The 18,357-nt window shown below is 67.8% G+C and carries 16 protein-coding genes; 12 read left to right on the top strand and 4 right to left on the bottom strand.

Features of this window, described 5'->3' with window-relative positions; translation table 11 throughout:
• Window positions 1-147 precede the first annotated feature (147 nt).
• Together Manayef4_RS11905 and Manayef4_RS11900 are read left to right on the top strand one after the other, a co-directional pair.
• Window positions 148-948, top strand: a complete 801-nt coding sequence (locus Manayef4_RS11905; protein WP_070131636.1) for a hypothetical protein — start codon at window positions 148-150, stop codon at window positions 946-948.
• Between the two features lie 20 nt (window positions 949-968).
• Window positions 969-1,703 (top strand): L,D-transpeptidase, encoded by a 735-nt coding sequence (locus tag Manayef4_RS11900; RefSeq protein ID WP_175443370.1) that lies wholly within the window; start codon window positions 969-971, stop codon window positions 1,701-1,703.
• Window positions 1,704-1,776: 73 nt separating this feature from the next.
• Here Manayef4_RS11900 and Manayef4_RS11895 read toward each other — a convergent pair whose 3' ends face one another.
• Entirely contained in the window at window positions 1,777-2,427 is a 651-nt protein-coding gene (locus tag Manayef4_RS11895; protein ID WP_070131634.1) for a UdgX family uracil-DNA binding protein, read from the bottom strand.
• A 209-nt stretch (window positions 2,428-2,636) separates the two neighbouring features.
• Between Manayef4_RS11895 and Manayef4_RS11890 the strand changes: the two genes are divergently transcribed.
• The 3 genes from Manayef4_RS11890 (at window position 2,637) to Manayef4_RS11880 (ending at window position 5,529) form a co-directional block, all read left to right on the top strand.
• Window positions 2,637-3,707, top strand: a complete 1,071-nt coding sequence (locus Manayef4_RS11890; protein WP_254665608.1) for a hypothetical protein — start codon at window positions 2,637-2,639, stop codon at window positions 3,705-3,707.
• A gap of 196 nt (window positions 3,708-3,903) precedes the next feature.
• Complete coding sequence (locus Manayef4_RS11885) at window positions 3,904-4,302, top strand: hypothetical protein (protein WP_254665607.1); 399 nt, start codon at window positions 3,904-3,906, stop codon at window positions 4,300-4,302.
• Window positions 4,303-4,329: 27 nt separating this feature from the next.
• Window positions 4,330-5,529: a PHB depolymerase family esterase gene (locus tag Manayef4_RS11880; protein WP_070131632.1), complete on the top strand. Its 1,200-nt coding sequence runs from the start codon at window positions 4,330-4,332 to the stop codon at window positions 5,527-5,529.
• A gap of 28 nt (window positions 5,530-5,557) precedes the next feature.
• On the opposite strand, the gene Manayef4_RS24190 is transcribed toward Manayef4_RS11880, so the two are convergent.
• Complete coding sequence (locus Manayef4_RS24190; RefSeq protein WP_083494738.1) at window positions 5,558-6,241, bottom strand: hypothetical protein; 684 nt, start codon at window positions 6,239-6,241, stop codon at window positions 5,558-5,560.
• 1,087 nt (window positions 6,242-7,328) lie between these two features.
• On the opposite strand from Manayef4_RS24190, the gene mscL reads away from it, so the two are divergent.
• From mscL to Manayef4_RS11855, 4 genes are all read left to right on the top strand, one after another.
• Window positions 7,329-7,724, top strand: a complete 396-nt coding sequence (gene mscL, locus Manayef4_RS11870) for a large conductance mechanosensitive channel protein MscL (protein WP_011434546.1) — start codon at window positions 7,329-7,331, stop codon at window positions 7,722-7,724.
• Window positions 7,725-7,863: 139 nt separating this feature from the next.
• On the top strand, window positions 7,864-9,603 hold the full coding sequence (locus Manayef4_RS11865; RefSeq protein WP_070131631.1) for a trypsin-like peptidase domain-containing protein: 1,740 nt from the start codon (window positions 7,864-7,866) through the stop codon (window positions 9,601-9,603).
• 2,323 nt (window positions 9,604-11,926) lie between these two features.
• Window positions 11,927-13,297, top strand: coding sequence for a DUF222 domain-containing protein (locus Manayef4_RS22925; protein WP_349257441.1), 1,371 nt, complete (start codon window positions 11,927-11,929; stop codon window positions 13,295-13,297).
• A 126-nt stretch (window positions 13,298-13,423) separates the two neighbouring features.
• On the top strand, window positions 13,424-13,780 hold the full coding sequence (locus Manayef4_RS11855; protein WP_070131629.1) for a hypothetical protein: 357 nt from the start codon (window positions 13,424-13,426) through the stop codon (window positions 13,778-13,780).
• Here Manayef4_RS11855 and Manayef4_RS11850 read toward each other — a convergent pair.
• Window positions 13,759-14,094 (bottom strand): type II toxin-antitoxin system VapB family antitoxin, encoded by a 336-nt coding sequence (locus tag Manayef4_RS11850; RefSeq protein WP_035729259.1) that lies wholly within the window; start codon window positions 14,092-14,094, stop codon window positions 13,759-13,761. The two genes, Manayef4_RS11855 and Manayef4_RS11850, sit on opposite strands and share 22 nt — an antisense overlap.
• Window positions 14,095-14,418: 324 nt before the next feature.
• On the opposite strand from Manayef4_RS11850, the gene Manayef4_RS11845 reads away from it, so the two are divergent.
• From Manayef4_RS11845 to Manayef4_RS11835, 3 genes are all read left to right on the top strand, one after another.
• Window positions 14,419-14,601 carry a hypothetical protein gene (locus Manayef4_RS11845; protein WP_035910939.1) on the top strand — a complete coding sequence of 61 codons (183 nt, stop codon included), beginning with the start codon at window positions 14,419-14,421 and terminating at the stop codon, window positions 14,599-14,601.
• Between the two features lie 133 nt (window positions 14,602-14,734).
• Window positions 14,735-15,982 (top strand): pyridoxal phosphate-dependent aminotransferase, encoded by a 1,248-nt coding sequence (locus Manayef4_RS11840; protein WP_070131628.1) that lies wholly within the window; start codon window positions 14,735-14,737, stop codon window positions 15,980-15,982.
• A 61-nt stretch (window positions 15,983-16,043) separates the two neighbouring features.
• Complete coding sequence (locus Manayef4_RS11835; protein WP_254665606.1) at window positions 16,044-17,675, top strand: hypothetical protein; 1,632 nt, start codon at window positions 16,044-16,046, stop codon at window positions 17,673-17,675.
• Here the strand turns inward: Manayef4_RS11835 and Manayef4_RS11830 are convergent.
• Window positions 17,617-18,342 (bottom strand): hypothetical protein, encoded by a 726-nt coding sequence (locus tag Manayef4_RS11830; RefSeq protein WP_070131626.1) that lies wholly within the window; start codon window positions 18,340-18,342, stop codon window positions 17,617-17,619. The genes Manayef4_RS11835 and Manayef4_RS11830 overlap by 59 nt on opposite strands.
• Between the last annotated feature and the right edge of the window lie 15 nt (window positions 18,343-18,357).

Raw genomic sequence — 18,357 nt, 5'->3', positions numbered from 1 at the left:
GCGCCCGTCCTCCGTCCCTCTTCGACCCAACAGTTCCGCTACGCCGGACCCGGCCCGCCGGGGACGAACGGCGCGTTGCTACCTTCTTGGCTGCAATCGCTCCTGCCCGCAATCAACGTGCTCGGCACACGTCGAGGAGACGGATTTATGCGTATCACCAGAATGCGTGCCGCGGTGGCCGGCGTTCTCGGCATGGCGACCATCGCACTGGCCTCCCCGGCGCTCGCCGAAACTCCGGAACCGTCGCCCACCGCCATCGCGACGGCCACGGCCGCCGTCACCCAGTCGAGTCCGTCCCCCCTCGTCTCCGACACCCCGACGGCGACCCCGAAGACAGGGCCGTTGGYCGGCCTGGACTCGGCGGGCAAGCCGACCGGGTCGGCCGGCCCGACCGCCACTGCGAGCCTCGATCCGAGCGCCACGCCGAGCGCCACGCCCACCGACGCCGCGGCTCTGATTCTGGACGCGACGGCGAGCGCGGCGTCCTCCGCGACCCCGACCAACGGCACCGGCAAGCCGACACTCGATGGTTTCCTCGACCTGCTGCCCTTCAAGGTCCCGCTGGACAAGCAGATCAACAGCATCGACGACATGGACGTCAACCCGTTGTTCCTCACCTTCACCTGCGACGGCTCCGTCCCCTCCTGGAAACTGAAGAACACCGCGGACAAGGCCTTTGGATTCGGCTGGTTCGACACCAGCCTGCACGGCGGGATTCTGGACATCGGGCCGAAGCAGACCGTTGACCTCCCCTCGAAGGCACTCGCGGTAATCGGCTCCCCCTGGGACGCCAAGACCAAGGTTCTGCTCGTGACCGTGCCGACGGTCGGTGTCTCCAACTGCACGGGCGGATCGGCCCCGCCGCCGCTCGCACCGCCCGCTCCGCTACCCGTCGCGGTGCCCGCCGCCACAAGCGCCGTCCCGGCCGATCCGCACTACACGCGATGAGCTCCGGACCTGGTCCCAGGATGGCCGCGGGCGCCCTCGCGGCCATCCTGGGTGGCGTCGTGCTGACCGGCTGCGGCGACGGCGCCAGGAACGCATCCACCGATCTCTCCCCGCAGGTGCGCAACCAGCTCGCCGCCGCCGCCGGACTCGGCCAGGGAAAGAGCACCGTGGTCACGGCCGTGGGTGCCAGCGTCGACGTCTACAGCGCCCCGACCGACACCCAACCCTCCTCCACTCTGGCCAGTCCGAATGAGAACGGCGTCAAGCGGGTCTTCCTCGTCCAGGCCAAGCTGTCGGGATGGTGGCAGGTACTGCTGCCGGTGCAGCCGAACGGCAGCACCGGATGGTTGAAGGCGGACCAGGTCACCGCGTCCGAGACGCCGTACCGGCTGGTTGTCTCCCGCAGCAGGCACCGACTCCAGGTGTTCAGCAACGGGACGCAGATCGCCGAGGAGCCGGTGGGGATCGGCACCGCCGACACCCCGACGCCGGGCGGGCGTTTCTATCTCATGGAGCTGCTCAAGCCGCGTGATCCGAACGGTCCGTACGGGCCGTATGCCTTCGGGCTCAACGGCTTCTCGACATCACTCAGCTCGTTCGGCGGCCACAAGCCGGTCATCGGCGTGCACGGGACGAACGAACCAAAGCTCATCGGCAAGGACGTCAGCCACGGATGCATCCGCCTGAGCAACGACGCGATCACCAGACTCGCCCAGACCRTTCCCCTCGGCACGCCGATCGACATCGTCGCCTAGACGAAGATCGTCACCTAGACGAAGATCGGTAACGAGGCCCTTCCCGGTGGAGGATCGCCGGGGCCCGGACGGACTATGCGTCCACCGAGGCGGACGGGTCCATGGTGGGACGGGCCGCCACGGCGATCCGCAGATCGTTGACGAAGCCGGCGTAGACCTCGTCACGGCGGGCAGGATCCGCCCGTAGCACCGCACTGGGATGCAGCGTGGCGAGCAGCTGAGCCCCGGAGCCTGCCGGCCCGGGGAGCAGCCGGCCACGCATCTTCGTCACCCGGAACGACGGTCCGAGCAGCGACATGCCGGCCGTAGCCCCCAGGATCACGACGATCGCCGGCCGAACGAGGTTGAGCTCCGCGGATAGCCAGGGACGACACGCGGTGACATGCCGCAGGTCCGGGGTCTGATRGATCCGCCGCGGACCGTTGCCGGTGCGATACCGGAAGTGCTTGACGGCGTTCGTCGTGTACACCTCGGCACGGTCGAGTCCCACCTCGCCGAGGGCCCGGTCGAGCAGCTTGCCGGCGGGGCCCACGAACGGCACACCCCGCCGGTCCTCGATGTCGCCCGGCTGCTCGCCGACGAGGGCGAGCCAGCTATGCGCGGGGCCGACCCCGAAGACCGTGCGGGTGCCGGGCAGTTGTGCGAGGTCGCATCCCTGGCAGTCGGCGGCGGCCGCCGCCAGGGTCGGCAGGTCCGCCCGTGGTGGTATGTGTACGGGCTGCATGCTCATCCACCGATTCAACCGGACGGGCCCTCGCCCGTCCGCACGAGCCCTGGGAGACCCGGTGTGCCGGGAACCCGGTGCCGGGGGTGCCGGGGGTGCCGGGGCCGGATATCTGGCCCCCGGCGGTCGGGGCAAACCACGGGACCACCCCCACAAAATAGCGGCGTGTCATCATTCAACTACACAGCGTTTGCTGTTGTGCTGTACGGGTGACGCTTGCCGTGGAGTGGGATCGGGGCTTCTCCGACGCCTGGTCGCAAATCGCCGCGACAGCCCCGAAAATTGGCCTTTTCCTCGCGATCTGTCTGCTCGGTTGGCTGTTGGTTCGGGCGGGTACGCGCCTCGTCACCCGGTTGACCGAACGCGCCGGCCTGGATCGGATCATCGATCGCGCCGGCCTGCCGCGGCTACTGCACCAGCCGGCCCCGAGCGTGCGTGCGGGCGGGCTGYGGGTGCTCATGGGCATCGGCCTGCTCGGCGTGCTGCGGATCGCGCTGGGGGTCTTCGGACCGAACGCGGCCGAGGACACCGTGACCGATCTACTCGCTCTGCTGCTCCACACCCTGCTCGCGACGCTGGTCATCATGATCGGGGTCGGCCTCGGCCGGGTCGTCCGGACCTTCGTCACGGAGGCACTACGCGACCTCGCGTACGGACGGGCGGCCGGCAACATCGTGGCCACCGTGCTCGTAGTCGCCTTCGGCAAGGCGGCGTTGGACGAGGTGGRACTCGCGACGTCGGTCACCACACCGCTCCTCTGGGCGATCCTGGCCTCCCTCACCGGTGTGATCGTCGTCGGCGTGGGAGGCGGCCTCATTCGACCCATGCAGATCCGATGGGAGGAGATCCTCGATCATGTCGAGGACACCGCCGCCGAGGCTCGGGCGAAGTGGCACGWTCGCCGCCCCACCACGGTGCCCCAGGTATCGTCGGTCTCTCACCGCCCGTCCACACCCCACGGCTTCCCGGGTCCCGCCGGTCCCACCGGTCCCCCGAGCCCACACACCTCCCGGGGACACGCAGACTCCCCGGGACACACAGACTCCCCGAGGCACACAGACTCCCCGAGGCACACAGACTCCCCGGGACACACAGACTCCTCGGCACACGCGCCGAAACAGCCGCTGCCACCGCCGGCCGTCGCCTCGCCCCGACCCCCGATCCCGCCACCGGGTGAGGGACCACTGTCCAAAACCGGCTCCTCCGAACGACCTCCACCGTCCGCGGTGGACGAGCCCCCGCCGACCGCCGACCGACCGCTTCCGGGGGGACCCACGTAACGTGTGGTCCGTCCCCCACGTCCCGGTCGCGTCGACCGGTGGATGTGCGTTCGGCGAACTGCGGCGCGTTCGGGCCCCAGGTGGGGCACTCTGGAAGAGGACGGACGGTAAAAGTCGGTCACTGACCTCGACCACGCATATCGCCCTGACCCGGACACCTGACCCAGCCAGGGGACCCCGCCGGATCGGTCCGCATGTGGCCGATCCTCACGGCGGAAACCTCATCAACGTCACGAGTGGCGAGCGGAGGGACATCTCGGTGGACGAGCTCTCGGATATGSAGCGCTCCCGACTGCTCCTCGGCTGGCTGGCGGCGCGGCGTGCCGTGGACAACTGTCTGTCGGACCTGCTCGCCGCCGGTCCCGCCGGGGAGCGGCGGGTACGCGAGTCACTCGCTCTCGTGGACGATCTGGAAAGCCGCGCCCAGGAGGCGTTCGACCGTTACCGCACGGCCGCGGAGAACACGGAGGCACGGTCATCGGGCCGCTGGGTACCTTCCGACGCGGATCGTCCCAGACTCAATGTGGTCCGCGCCCCCGAAGGCGATCTCGCTCGTAGTAGATCGAACACGAAGAGCAATCACCGACACCGGTGACGCCCGGGGCGCTGGACGCGCGTCAGAATGGCCCTCGTGCCAGCCGTCCGTCGCCGCCRCGTCGCCGCGGCCTGGCTCCTCGCCCTCCTGGTTCCCCTTCTGCTGACGACGTCCGGCTGCGGCGTGCTGGAGGGTCCCCGACGTGGTCATGTGGTCCTGGCCGCCACCCCCGCGCCGACCACGGGTCCCGATGCATTCGAACGCTCCGGACGGGGCGCCCACATCCGGGTGACCCTGCCCCCGTCCGACGCCCCGAAGCCCTATCCCCTGCTCGTGGCGCTGCACAGCCTGTACTACGACGGCACGGATCCCGAGCAGCACTGGGACCTGGACGGCCTCGCCCGTACCGCCGGCCTCGCCGTCGTGTACCCGGACGGCCTCAACAGGGCATGGAACGCTGGAACCTGCTGCGAACCCGCCGTGACCAACCATACCGATGACGTCGGCTGGCTACGCGCGTTGATCGCGCATCTCAGCGAGCACTACCCGATCGACCGGAACAGGGTCAGCCTGATCGGTCTGTCCAACGGTGRCATGCTGGCCTACCGGTACGCCTGCGAACACGGAGACGAACTCGCGGGCATCGCCGTCGTGGCGGCCARCCGTCAGGTGTCGGACTGCCATCCGGGCGCCCCACTGACCGTCGTGGACGTCCACGGCGGGGCGGACGGCCATATCCCCTACCAGGGGACCCCCTGGTCGCCGGTGCTACGGACCGCGATCACGTCGGTCGAGGAGAGCATGATCCCGTTCCGGTCGGTGGATCGCTGCCCCGTCCCGAGCCGGCCTACGGACRCTGTCCTCACGGATTCGGCCGGCGTGCCATGGCACGCTCCGGTGGCATCACCGTCCGCGCTGAGCGTTGGAACGGATGCGGACGTGGCCGCGCCCGTCGCCGTGCCCCCAGTGCACCCGGCAAGCGCGCCGGTGAACCCGGCAAGCGCGCCGGTGAACCCGGCAAGCGCGCCGGTGAACGCCGCCCCGCGGGTCCTGATGCCGAGTGCCGTCCCGGGTGTGCCCGCGAATTCGACCGCAGTGACGTCACCGGCCGTCGCCCTGCGCAAGGAGACCCCCTGTGCCTCCTCGGCCCGGGTCGTGCAGTTCCTGCTGCCCGCCTTGGCCCACGGCTGGCCGGCCGTCTCCGGACCGGCCGCCTTCGCCACGGGCAGGGTGATCTGGAATCTGCTGGCTCCGGCCCGTTCCGCGCGGCCCGGCCCACGGATGTGACCCATGACGGCCAGCCGGCGGGGACGGATCAGGCCGGCGCGAACGACGACCGCAGTGCGCCCATCAGCGTGTTGAGCGACGCCAGGACGTTGGTCGACACTCGCGCGATGAGCACGTACACGGCACCGGCCACCGACACCGTGCGCATGAGGTAGGAGACCCGCTGCCCCTCCCGGTCGTACGAGCCGGCAAGTTCCTGGGTGGGCTGATCGCTGGTGTCCGTCGCCGGACCGGAATGGTCCCTGGTCAGACCGGGGACCGTGTTGAACTCGGCGGACTGGACCTGCGTGAGYGCTGCCACCGGATCCTGCACCGCGACCCGGGCCACTCCGATCATCTGCGGTCCGTACTCCGAGACGGTGCCGGGCTCGCCGTAGAAGATGCCGGTGTTGTCGCGCCGCTGCTTCCACACGGGCGGGTGGGAGAAGGTGGCCTTCTGCACAGTGTCGGTGAACGAGGTCCAGTCCGCCGGCACCGCGATCTGGCCCGCAGCCGCCTGACCGCCAGCTGCCTGACCGCCAGCCGCCCCTGTGCTTGGGCTGGGCGCGGCCGCTGCGGGGCCGCCGGACGATGCTGCCGTCGGCGCCGGGGCCGCATTGGCGGTCCGGCCGCTGGGCCGGACCTTTTCCCAGACGGCACCGGCCCCGACGCCCACCCCGAGTGCCACGGCCAGCACCACCAGGGCCACCCCGACCCGATGCAGGAAAGGCATGGTGTCGGAATCACGATCTCCCTGTCGGGAATCGCGAGCGTCGTCATCGTCGGGGAAATCGGCTGTGCCCGCGGCGGAGGCCAGGCTCCCCGAGCGACGCGCCGCGACCCGCTGATCGGCTCCGAACCGCGCCGGACTCGGCCGGCTCCGCCCCGCGCCCGGCGGGTAAGCCTYGGGCCGACCGGGCCGACCGGGCCGACCGGGCCGATCAGGATCGGTGCGGTCGGCATGGCGTCGGTCGAGTCCGAGGTCGTCGCCGGCATCCCTGCCGTAGGGCATCCGCGGGCCTGTTCCACCGTCTCTCATCCCGGCGCCGCCGGTCGGCGGACCGCCTGTGGAGGCACCGTCGGCCCGACGTGTCGGCATCGCCGTTCTGGCCCGCGGCAGACCGACCTCATTCTGCCGATCCGGTCCACCTCGTGGAGCCGACCTTCCATCGGTAGCCCATCCGGGTGGTCGACGCCCGGGAGTGGAACCGGGTGCGGGTGCGGGAGTGGGAGTGGAACCAGGAACGGCTCGGGACCGCGGGCTCTCAGCCCGAGCGGTCCGAGCGGTCCGAGCGGGCGGGACGAGCGCCCGGCGCATCGAGGTGCCGGTGGACGGGGAATCGATATCCTCGGGCTGTATCGAACTGCCCTGACGTGGACTGCCATGGCCGGGATCGCCATGGCCGGGATCGCCATGGCTCGCCGGTACCGGGTGGTAGGGCCCGGTCACCGGGCCCGCGGCGTCATATGGCCCGGTCGGAGGGCCGTAGCCGCTAGGCCGCGGATCCGGCCCCGCTGGTTGGTACGGCTCCATCGAGGGACCCCTGCCGCTCCCCTGATAGTAGGGAGACTGCCGGTCGTCGTCGTCCCACTCGGTCCGTCGCACACCGTCCGTCACCAGACGACCTCCGATCCCGAGCTCCGCTTGCGTCCACCCGTGCCACCGGTGTACCACGGCGTTGCGTCGACGTTGCGCGAGCTTAGTTGACAGTAGCCCCCCGAAGGCGTAAAGGGATCGGCCAGGCACCTCGCCGGTCACCCACTGATCTGCGTCGATATCCTCCCATGTCATCAGGCACATATTTCAGGGGGGACGCCACATGAAGGGCTTCAGGCAGTTCCTGATGCGAGGGAACGTCGTCGACCTGGCGGTCGCGGTCATGGTCGGCACCGCCTTCACCGCAGTGGTGACGTCGCTGGTGAAGACCATCTTCACCCCGCTGATCGCCGCGATCTTCGGCAAACCCGACTTCTCGGCCCTCACCTTCACCATCAACGGCAGCGTGTTTCGGTACGGCGAGTTCATCAACAGCGTCATCGCATTCCTCTCAGTCGCTACAGTGATCTACTTCGTGGTAGTACTCCCCCTGAACACCATCAACGAGCGGCGGACGCGGGGGCAGGTCCCGCCGGAGGAGGACCCGGCACTCACCGACGAGGCACGCCTGCTCACGGAAATTCGTGATCTACTGGCGGAACACCGTCCCACCGGCTGACCCAGCTGACCCAGCCGGGCCGGGCCGGGTCGGCCCGGGTCGGGCCGACCCGGCGCGGCGCGGCTCCACGCCGGATCGCTTACCCGAACGTTGGTCGGCATTCAGGAATCGCTCAGGCTTTCAAGGGAAAGTGCCTACCATGACACCGCGTCTCCCCTTCAGCAGTAGCGCCGAGGCCGCCCCCGGGGGCGGCGGCAGGGAGGGGTCCGGCGCCGGGCATGACTCCCCCTCCCCCTGGGCTCCGCCCATCGGCAGCGCGGCCGGGACACCAGCCGGCCAAGCTCACCCGGCTGGTCCCGCCAGCTCCGAACCCGACCTCCCGGYGGGCCCGCCTTCCCGTCCGCCCGGCTCGCCGTACAGCCAACCGCCGGCGCTGGGGCCATCCTCCGGCCAGCATCCTCAGTATCCGAATCCCCATCCCCCGCATGGGGATCCTCGTCCGTATCCGGATTCTCCGTACCCGGCCGGGCCGTCCCAGGCCAGCCAGCAGCAGGCCGCGTTCTCCGCGGGAAGCCCACCTCCGGCGGCGCCGCCCGGCGGCCCGTGGGGACCACCTTCAGGCCCGCCACCCAGTGGTCCCGCTGCCCCGAGAGCTCTGAACGGCGCGGCCGGCCCCGCGGGCCCCCCCGCGGGACCCCCGACCGGAGGGCATTCCTGGGGACCGCCGTGGAGTTCCCCGAGCGACGCCGGCTCGCCACCCGCCCAGGACCTCTACGGCAACGGGACAACCATGGCCGCCTCGCCGCCTTGGCGCCGACGGCGGCTCGTCGCCGCCGGACTCGCCATTGCCCTGGTCTCAGCTGGTGTAGGTGGCGGTGTCGGAGCGCTGGTCGCCGATAACAACGGGGGGCAGACCATCGTCACATCCGCCGGTCTGCACAACACCGTGGACAGTTCCGGTGGAACGTCGCCGGCAGCCGCGAACACCGTGTCGGCCGCGGCGCAGAAGATCCTGCCGAGTGTCGTGACAATCTCCGAGGAATCGAGCAGCGAGTCGGGCACCGGCTCCGGCACCATCATCCGTTCGGACGGGCATATCCTGACGAACAACCATGTGGTCTCGKGTGCCGCGAACGGCGGTTCGCTGACGGTCACCCTGCAGGACGGTCGTACCTTCGATGCGCAGGTCGTAGGCACGGATCCGAGCTCGGACCTCGCGATGATCAAAATCAATGCCACCGGTCTCACTGCGGCCACGTTCGGCAATTCCGACACGCTGAACATCGGGGAACTGGTGGTAGCGGTCGGCAGTCCGCTCGGGCTGAACGGTACGGTCACGTCCGGCATCGTCAGTGCCGTGCATCGCCCGGTGCGCACCGGGGATTCAACCGTGCGGGATCAGCAGAACACCGTGCTCGACGCAATCCAGACCGACGCATCGATCAACCCCGGTAACTCCGGTGGTCCGCTGGTCAACAGTCGCGGCGAGATCATCGGCGTGAACAGCGCGATCGCGACCGTGGGTGGTGGAAGTCCCTTCGGTGGCGGCCAGCAGTCCGGCAACATCGGCGTCGGTTTCGCTATTCCGGGCAACTATGCCGAGTCGGTGGCCACCCAGTTGATCTCCACGGGAAGCGCCCGGCACCCGTACCTGGGCGTCAGCGCCTCCACCGCGGAGGAGAACACCCGCTCCACCGCCTCCAGCGGCAACGGTGCACAGATCCGCTCCATGGTTCCGGGTGGACCCGCCGAAAGGGCCGGCCTTCGCACCGGCGACGTCATCACGAAGGTCGGCAACCGTGCCGTCAACGACGTCGACTCCCTCATCGCGRCGGTCCGGTCCCACGCCATCGGCGACGAGGTGGAAGTGACCTATACCCGTGATKGACAGAGCGGCACCGTCAAGGCCCGGCTCGCCCAACAACCACCGGCATCCTGAGCTATGTCCCGACCCGCAAGAAGCATGGTGCCATCCGGCGGAAGGCCGCGAATGGCCGGTCCGGTTCCGAACGCCGGTTCCGCCGAATTGGTGACAGATTTCGACTTATACTCATTGAAGGCAGATTCGTCCATGGCGGATTGGTCCCGTCTCCGACGGGACATGGCCACCCTGCCGTGGGACCTACCAGGCAAAGTAACCAGCCGTAGTCGATGAGGATCAAAGTGCGACGGCATCAGTAGTCAAGCGTTATCGACTGTCGAATCGGCGACAACAAAATCTTCACGACGTTCACCCGCTGCGGGGGACGAACTTCTAGCATTGGGACTGCCTCACCGGGCTACCGATGGGGCGATGCCGGCCCGTTCCGGGGCCGCCGCTAGTCCCCGGGGAGAAGCTGAGTATGGACGACGACGCGGACCTGGTGGCCCGTGTCCGACGTGGTGACCGACAGGCGTTCGACGATCTCTACGATCTGTACGCCGATGATGTCTTCTCGATGTGCCTGCTGATTCTGGGCGATCCCACCGTGGCCCGCGCAGCGGCCGGGACGGCGTTCGCCCTCGTCGCCCGCACTCGTCTAAATCCTCTGAGCGATCCCACCCGGCTGCGGTCCTGGCTACTCGAGCTTGCTCGAGGAAGCGCTCTGGCCTGGTCTGGATCGCCCCAGGCGCGCAGCATCCCGGTACCCCATGGAGTCTCGCCCGAAGAGCTCCTCGCCGGTGCCGTGGTTCCGGCGCCAGCGAGTCTGCGGGTCGGCCTCGCGCGCACCTTCGATCGCGCCGCTGTCGCGGCTGTAGCCGCAGCCTCAGCCGCCAGTCGGCGGGCAGCGGCAGCGGCAGCGGCAGCGGCAGCCGATACTGAGAGCGAAGTCGGCGAGACCACCAAGGAGACACCGAAGGTCAATCTCGTCAAGGTACCGACGGCTCCACCCAGCGGTGACAGGTACGCCGACGCCGAGAAAACCATCATCGCCGCCACCACGCACTCCGTGCGTGTACTCCCGCTCATGCGCATGGACTCCGACAACGACCTCACCGACGCACCGCAGACTCATGCTGGCCGCGGCAGCGCGGGATGGCGCAGGCGGTCGGCGGTGGCAGTCGCCGCGGTGACGGCCATCGCCGTCGCCGGCCTCACGGCGGCCATGAACTGGCCCACCTCCGATGCCCAGCTGCTGTCGGAGGACGAGCCGAATATCACGCAGGTGACGCAGGGGCAGGTGACGCAGGCACCGACCCCGGACGCGATACGTCCGCCCATGCCTGCGGCCGCACCCAGCAATGCGGCCGCGACGTCCTCGACAGTCGTCCCGACGGTTGCCGGAGCGTTTACCAKCCGGGCTGCATCGCCCGGAGGCTTGGAACCACACCTCATGGAGCCCATCGCGCGACAGGTCAGCAAGCCCTCGCCCTCCGCCACCCACCGTCCCGACCCTGCTTTTGTCAAGACGCCTGCGACATCGCCTCCGTCCTCGCCATCCACCGCCCCGGCGCCACGCACGCCGACGACGGAGCCACCGACCACGACYCCTACACAGCCGCCAACCACGGCTCCATCGCCAGCCAGCAGACCCACGACGGCACCCACCAGCACCCCACCCTCGACGACACCGACCGGGGTGGACGCTCCGACGCCGACGYCCCCGCCGAGTGGCAACCCCGGGAGCCCAAGTACCGGACCTGCCCCCAGCAGTTTCTCCACCGGAGGGACAAGTTCAMCCAGCACGGGCGGCTGGATCACCAATACGATCACAATACCGCTGCCCATTTTCATCTAGTCTTCTCTCTCTAGTACACATTGCACAACAATGTGGGTACGGGCATACTCAAAAGCTGCCAGGTCGAGAGACGTTAAAAGGCCCGAGATCCGCCGAGTGCCGATACTCGGCCTAGAAGGGACTGCGGTTCGGTCCCGGACCCGTCGGCGCCATAATCACGCATTGCCCACGCAGGGTCCCCGGCCCCGTTCTCCGCCAGTATGTCGAAAAGAAATATGCCGCAGAGTTTCTCGCCGATGAGCTGGCATAATTGGCTACCTCTCACGGAAGATCATCACCGTGTTCTGGCTGTGCTCGCGTACTTGAAATCCCGCGCACTTGAAAGGATGACAGGAGCCAACCGAACACATGGTCGATTCTGCGTCACACTCGCCACGGCGTCAACCCCTACGCCCGTCGAGGAAGACCGCACCGCGGAACAGCGCATGACTTGCGGCTGTGGCGACCGCATCCTCAAGCAAACAGAATTCTCGATGTCGCCCCCGCTGACGATCTATAACGCGATCTACGCTGAGATGGTTCGCCCACCAGACGCGGTTGACGATGGTCCCATCGCGCGCCATAATCGAACACATGTTCGGTAAAGATCTGGAGACGGTTCCCCTCCYTGCCCTCGAGACGGAACTCTGCAGCTGGGCGGGTCGACTGGCTGCCGCCACCTGCCGTTGGCTGATTCTGCTCGCTGCCTTCGATCGCCGCAAAGGTTGGTCCGCCAGCGGCATGCCGACCTGCGCGCACTGGTTGTCCTGGCGGTGCGGACTCGGACTTCGCGCCAGCTACGACTACCTTCGAGTCGCCCGAGCACTAGAACTCCTTCCCCTCATTCGCGAGTCCTTCTCCAAAGGAGAGATCTCCTATTCAAAGGTTCGGGCTATAACACGTGTCGCCGAGCCGGAGACGGAAGCAAGGTGGGTTGAGCAGGCCGCACAGTGCACAGCGCAGAAGCTCGAGAGACTCGTGTCCTTGCATGCCAAAATCAATCATGATCAAAAAGATGAGAACGGGGGGCGCGACGAAGATGGCCCGAACAATACGCGGTGCTCTTGGCGGTGGAACGAAGATGGAACATTTTCACTGTCCGTCCGCCTCGATCCAGCCCGTGGTGCGATCATTGAGAGCGCTCTCGTCATGGCCATGTCAAGCCTGCACGACTCCCGAGACTCTAACCGGGAAGATTCTTCCACGACATCCGATGCCGAGGGCTCGATCAATGACACCTCGATAACACACGCAGGTCCTGAGATGAAAGCCGATGCCTTGACGGCTATGTCCKAATCTTTCCTCTCCACCGGCGCTCCCACGCTGATGAGCTCCACATCTCACACGATAAATGTACACATAGATATTGATACACTTATCGGTTCAAGCCGAGAGAACCATGGATYCCCCCTCCAGCGACATGAAGGGAATGGACTGAATACCCGAAGGTGTGATAYGAAGGACCATATCCCCGTTCTACCGAACGTCGTTCGAAGACTGTCCTGCGACAGCCTCCTTCGGACACTTATTATAGACTCCAAGGGAAACCCTCTCATGCTGGGTCGCACCCGCCGAAACCCAACCACGAGATTGCGGCTAGCAATTTATGCACGCGACCGAGGGGTATGCCAGTATCCGGGCTGCCATCATACCCGCTGGCTCCAGGTACATCATATGAAGGAATGGGCATCCGGAGGCGGAAATACAGATCTTGATAATCTCGTTCTGATCTGCTCCCTTCATCATCGGACTATTCATGAAAGGCGGATTGTTCTGCAGCGCGGACGCGACGGTTCGATTGTCGCCCGCCATCGTGACGGAACGCTGATGCAGCAGGCGCCACGGCTGCATCTGGGTCCGGATCTGTTGGAGCTCCTCAGCGATAACACCTCAGCCGCGCCAGCTGAGACCGTCCCGACAAGACGAGTAGCCTGAATTACCCCCAGGGGGTATGGACATGATCCAAATGTCTGCCTCGGCGTACCGCGACCCGATGGGGGGGGGGGGGACACGAGAGCCGATGCTCAGCTACGAACGGGATGCCCGTAGGCTCCCAACCTTGTGAGCCCCATCCTCGCGCCCGGACGAGCTGGGAACTTCATCCGAGCCCTGTTCATCATCCTGCTGCTTGTGCTGCTGATGCGGACGGTGTATCTGATGTGGTTCTTCCGCACCCCCGCGTGGACATCACGACCGGACGAGATCCGCTACTGCGGCGGATGGTACAAGCGTTCAGACGAGCTGGACATCGCAGGAAGCCGTGCACGCCAGATGGCAGGTGGCAGCCTCAAGGAGGTCAGSCGGTCACCGGTGTTCCGCCCGATCATGGCGTACCGTCCGACATCAGACTGTCCGCGCTACCTCTTCGCCAGGGTCGGCAAGGACGTCTTCGTCATCTACCGCGCCGCCGACGACTGAGCCGGACCGGTCAGGGCCGGGCCGGTCAGAACGTAGACGCGGGCGTGTATGGACGTGCGCTGCTGCAGCGCGGCCCGTACAGCACGGTGCAGGCCATCCTCCAGGTAGAGGGCTCCGTCCCACTCGACGACGTGAGGGAAGAGGTCACCGTAGAAGGTCGAGTCCTCATCGAGGAGAACATCGAGTGCGAGCACTCGCTTGGTGGTGACGAGCTGGTCAAGCCGAACCTGGCGAGGGGGAATGGCCGCCCAGTCCCGCTGGCCAAGGCCGTGCTCGGGGTACGGGCGACCGTCTCCGACCAATCTGAAGATCACCGGCACCTCCTCCTCGAGGGCGAGACATTCTCCGACCACGACAGCCTAGAATCCCCGCCCCTCCTATAAGACCCCGGTGGCCCCGCAGCATCGAGCCGCGTGGACACCCGGACCACGGCTGCAGGTCAGATGCCCCCAGCTGGCACCCCTTCTCCCGATCTCACAGCCAGGCATGACTTAAGTAAGCTTAACCTGATGCCAAGGAGATTCCATGGACGACGTCGTGCTCTGCCCGCCTCCAGACGCCGGTCGACGCATCGACCTCTCCACGTGTGCGCTTGCCGAACCGGATCTGATCAGTGCGTATTCACCTGATCTCACCAGATGCCGCAGCTTGCCCGGCACGGGAAACCTGCGGCGACCGGTGACAAGATTGCCGGAGTGCAGGTGACCGGAGTGCAGGTGACTCCAGCTCCATCACAGGTCAAGATCGGTCTCATCGATACGATCGATCTCAAGGCGAATATCGTCAATCTTCGTGCCAAGGAGCGGCACGGCTCTCGGTGACCGGACAGGGATCAGCCGATCAGGCCGGACGAGCACGCAACCGTCGAGTTCGGAGTCACTCCCTCGGGGTGAACTCGCCGGCACGCCGCCGACCGGTCGAAAATCCGCTGGACAGCCCACCTACCCTGGGCAGATGGAGTTCACCCAGTCCGACAAGCTCGCCGACGTCTGCTACGACGTCCGTGGGCCTGTCCTCGACGAAGCGACCCGGCTGGAAGCTGCGGGGTCGCRCATCCTCAAGCTGAACATCGGCAATCCCGCGCCGTTCGGCTTCTCCGCACCGCCGGAGGTACTCGAGGCCGTCGTGGCAAACCTTGYGGATGCACAGGGTTACAGCGACTCCAAGGGACTACTCGCCGCCCGGGAAGCGGTCGTGCGCYATCACCTCCGCAAGGGGGTCACCGGCATCGACCCCGGCGGGGTCTACCTCGGCAACGGCGTCTCCGAACTGATCATGATGTCGTTGCAGGCGTTGCTCAACAACGGCGACGAGGTGCTGCTCCCCGCGCCCGACTATCCACTGTGGACGGCCGTGGTCAGCCTGTGCGGTGGCCGGCCCGTGCACTACCTCTGCGACGAGTCCGCCGGCTGGGCGCCCGACCTCGACGACATCGCCGCCAAGGTCACCCCGCGGACACGAGCGATCGTCGTCATCAACCCGAACAACCCGACTGGTGCCGTCTACGACCGGCAGGTGCTGGAGAACATCGTCGAGGTCGCCCGCCGCCACCACCTGATGCTGCTGTCCGATGAGATCTACGACCGGATCCTCTACGAGGACGCCGAGCACATCGCGACCGCAGCGCTCGCGCCGGACCTGGTCTGCATGACCTTCAACGGGCTGTCGAAGTCYTATCGGCTGGCCGGGTTCCGGGCCGGGTGGATGGTGATGTCCRGTCCGCGCGGCCACGCCTCGAGCTACATCGAGGGAGTGAACATCCTCGCGAACATGCGCCTGTGCGCCAACGCGCCCGGGCAGTTCGCCACGGTCGCCGCCCTCACGGAGGACGGCGGYGCAGGGGACCTCGTCCTGCCCGGCGGCCGGCTGCGCGAACAACGAGACACGGTCGTGAAGCTCCTCAACGACATCCCCGGGGTGTCGTGCGTCCCGCCGCGGGGGGCGCTGTACGCCTTCCCCCGGCTGGACCCCGCCGTCTACCCGATCCGGGACGACGAGCGCTTCGTCCTCGATCTGCTGTTGGCCGAGAAGATCCTGCTCGTCCAGGGCAGCGGCTTCAACTGGCCGCATCCCGACCATGTCCGGATCGTGACCCTGCCCGCGGTGGACGATCTCACGGACGCCATCGGCCGGATCGATCGCTTCCTGGCCTCCTACAAACGCCCCTCCCAACAACAGTGCCCCTCCCAACGACGGAACTGACGGAGCAATCGACACCATCGGGGAGGTTGTCCACAGGACGCCAGTGTCCTGTGGACAACCTGTGGAAAAACGGCATGGCGACGTCCTGCTCGTGGGTCTACTGGTCGCCGCCACGATCGGGGTGCAGATCGCGCTGCGAGCCCGGATCGATCGTCCGCTCTGGTACGACGAGCTGTGGCGCCCGCACTTCGCGGGGGAACCGTGGCCGACGTTCTGGTCGGAGCTGACGGCGGCCAACACCCCGTCCTCGGTCGGCTCACTGGCACTGACCCGGCTGACCGGGACCATCCTCGGCTGGCACAGCTGGTCGCTCCGGCTCGTCGGAGCGGGAATCTGGCTACCRCTTCTCGCTACGGGCGGCTTCCTGCTCGCGCGGCGGTTCACCGGCCGGGTACCGGCCGTGGCCGCCACGGTGACGACCGCCCTCGCCGGCACCGTCGTCGACACCGGCACGCAGCTCAAGCCCTACGTCCTCGATGCGGTGGTCACCCTCGCGGTGGTCGCGCTGTGGACGGGACAGGCCACGCTCCCACGCCGGACCGCGGCCGGGGCGCTGGCGCTGCTGTCGCTGCCAGCGGTGTTTCTGCTGGTTCCCCTCGCTGGCTACGACCTGGTCCGCGCGGTGCCCCGACGCACCGTGGTGCGCACCGCCGGACGGGTGGGCCCCGCCCTCCTCCTGACCGGCACCCACATGATGATCTTTGTGGCGCACCAGTCCAGCCAACGGGCGAGCCATTTCTGGGACGATCACTTCCTCGCCGGTCGAGGGATCCTTGGCGGCCTGCGGTTCACGCTCGAACAGACCGGCGCGATTCTCGGTGGCGTCCCGCCCGGGATCGACCGTTATGACCCCAATCTGGTGCACTCCCTCCTCGAGGGGCATCGCCTCCCGACGCTGCTCGTCGGGACGRCCACGGCGGTTGCGCTGGCGCTCGGAGTCCGGGTACTGCGCCGGCGCCCCGACGGGATGATCCTTATCGTCGCCTTGGTCGGCGCCGAACTGCTCCAACTCGCGGCCAGCGCCGGACGCTACTGGCCCTTCGGGGCCTGTCGGACCAACCTGTTTCTGGTTCCGTTGCTCACCATCATCGTCGCGGTCGGCGTCGCCGACCTGGCCCGCACGGCCCAGACAGCCAGGCTGGTTGGGCCGGCGCGGCTTCCCGCGGCCGTCGGCCTGATCGCGCTGGCGGTGATGCCGGTCTGCGCGGTCGGCGGGACCGTCACGCTATGGGACGAACGCCACGATCCCCGTCCGATCGAGGCCATGGTCGACGCGACGATCGCCGCCCGCGCCGAGTATCGGGCGGGCGATCTCGTCATCGTCGGCGGCCGACTGGCACGGGCGGGCTGGCTCTACGCCATGGACCTCAGCGACGACGCATCGTCCGGGGAACCGCCGGTCGGGCCCCGGGTACCCCGATCGGCGACGACCTTCCTGAGCGTGATCGGGAAGGACGGCGCGGACGGCGCGGACAGCGCGATCCGCAGCCGCCCGCAACCGCCGAACCGGATCCTGCTGTTCATCCTCGCCTACGACCTCCGGGGCACGGCCGCCGAACTCGCGTCCCTGCGGCAGGCCGGATGGTGTGAGCAAGAGATCCGGACCTTTCCGCTCACCGGCACCCTGCACGGCCTCACCCGCTGCGCCCCGACGCCGCGGGGGGACTCGCGGTCGCCATCGGCTGTCCGATGAGAGCGGCCAGTGCCCCCCATTCCCGGTCACCGTCCGCCAACGACGCCGCGATGCGCTGCTGCAGCACGCCGACCTGGATCCGGGTGCCATCGAAGAGCTGCTTGCAGGACGCCGCAGCGGCGGCGTAGTCCCTGCCGCCGGCATCGAACCGCGCCTGCGCGGCCACGGTCGGCGGCACCGGCGCGGTCAGCGCCGCCTGCGTGTCGGTGCCGAGGGAGACACAGACGGGCTGCAGGGAAGCGCCGTCCTGGGCGGCCAGATACGCCCGGGCCGCCGCGACGTCCGTGGCGACCCGGGCCCGCAGACCCTCGCTGCCGTGGTACCAGGAGGCCAGCTCGGCAGAGTCGTTCGCGGTGGACACAGAATCGCCAGCGGTGGACACAGAATCGTTCGCGGTGGACACAGAATCGCCAGCGGTGGACACAGAATCGCCAGCGGTGGACACAGAATCGCCAGCGGTGGACACAGAATCGTTCGCGGTGGACACAGAATCGCCAGCGGTGGACGTGGGCAGCCCGGACGCCGGATCCGCACCGCCCGCCAGGGTCGCCGCTCCCCCGCCGATCACCAACACGATCGCGCCGAGGATGGCGAGCCGACTACCGAGGGGGTTCTGGAGCGGATCCGGTTCCCGCAACCACCCAGGTCGGCCGCTACGCCCCGCCATGCATCCCTCCGTCCT

Source organism: Frankia sp. CgMI4, assembly GCF_001756285.1.
Lineage (GTDB): Bacteria > Actinomycetota > Actinomycetes > Frankiales > Frankiaceae > Frankia > Frankia casuarinae.
Note: the sequence above shows the minus strand (reverse complement) of the source record. Positions and strands in the feature narration are given on the sequence as shown.

Bases quoted from the DNA above. Each gene is read 5' to 3' on its own strand.
- mscL (WP_011434546.1), top strand. From the start codon at position 7,329: ATGAAGGGCTTCAGGCAGTTCCTGATGCGAGGGAACGTCGTCGACCTG.
- Manayef4_RS11845 (WP_035910939.1), top strand. From the start codon at position 14,419: ATGCCGCAGCTTGCCCGGCACGGGAAACCTGCGGCGACCGGTGACAAG.
- Manayef4_RS11830 (WP_070131626.1), bottom strand. From the start codon at position 18,342: ATGGCGGGGCGTAGCGGCCGACCTGGGTGGTTGCGGGAACCGGATCCG.